This is a genomic window from Streptomyces sp. FH025 (assembly GCF_017427025.1).
In the GTDB taxonomy this organism is placed as follows: domain Bacteria; phylum Actinomycetota; class Actinomycetes; order Streptomycetales; family Streptomycetaceae; genus Kitasatospora.
Genome location: NZ_JAFLNG010001218.1, coordinates 1 through 1091, shown reverse-complemented (window position 1 = coordinate 1091; position 1091 = coordinate 1). Strand labels below are relative to the sequence as shown.

Annotated in this window: 1 protein-coding gene; it reads left to right on the top strand. The window is 77.5% G+C overall.

Annotation, left to right across the window (positions count from 1 at the left end; genetic code table 11):
• Positions 1-1091, top strand: a 1091-nt coding sequence (locus tag J0670_RS38525; protein WP_207817419.1) for a hypothetical protein, incomplete at both ends; no start/stop codon positions are given.

Sequence of the window (1091 nt, the reverse complement as noted above, 5' to 3'; positions counted from 1 at the left end):
GCGGACGTCGCCGACGCCGCAGACGTCAAGGACCCCCAGGACGCCGCCGCGGAGCCCGACCTCCGCGAGGACCTCGGCCGCTACGCCGAGCTCGGGGCCTTCACGCTCAGCGCCGACACCCACGCCTGGTACGCGGCCGTCGACACCGTCGCCACCCCCGAGGACGCCCGCGCCGCCTCCACCGCCCTCGCCGAGCTGCGGGGCCGCGACCTCCAGCAGACCTGGGAAGCCGTCACCGCGCTGGCCGCCGAGGCCAAGCTCGACGAACCCGGCACCGTCGCCAAGACCGCGCTGATGGTCGAGATGCTCCACCGGGTGCACCGCACCTCCGCCACCCTCACCACCGCCGCGTACGACGCCGACCTCGTCGCCCTCGCCGCCGCCACCGCCGACAGCACCTGGCGCCGCGAGAACGGCGTCAAGCTCTCCTGGCTCCGCGGCCGCTCGCTGCGCAAGCAGGCCGTCGCCCTGGCCACCGACCGCAAGGTCCGCCGCGAGGACCTGCACGAGGCCCTCACCTCCGCCGAGATCGAGCGCCGCGCCTGGGCCGCCCTCGCCCCCTCCGGCACCCTCCCGGCCGTGCCCGCCGACGGCGCCCTGGTCGAGCGCACCGCGCAGGCCTTCGAGGGGATCAACACCGGGCTGCGCGGCCTCGACCGGCTGCTGCCCGAGCACGACCTCGACGGGCTCGCCTTCCCCGAACTGATCGACCTGGTCGAGCGGCTCGCCGCCGACGAGGGCACCCTCTACCGCCTCCCCACCATCCGCGGCCTGCGCACCGGCCTGGAGGACGCCGGCCTCGGCGACCTGCTCACCGAGCTCGCCGCCGCCAAGGCCGACCGCCGAGCCGCCGAGGCCGCCTACACGGCCCGCCAGGCGCTGGCCGGCGGACAGCGGGACGGGCTCGCGGGGGCGGAGGAACCGGCTGCGGAGCGGACGGACGCCGAGGAGCCGGGCGCCGAGGCCGCTGGTGCCGAGCAGTCCGCTGCCGAGGAGGCCGCGGCTGAGGCCGCTGCCCGTCAGGCGCTGGCGGGCGGCCAGCGGGACGGGCTGGCGGAGGAGGCGCCGGTTTCGGTGACGGCTCCGGTGGA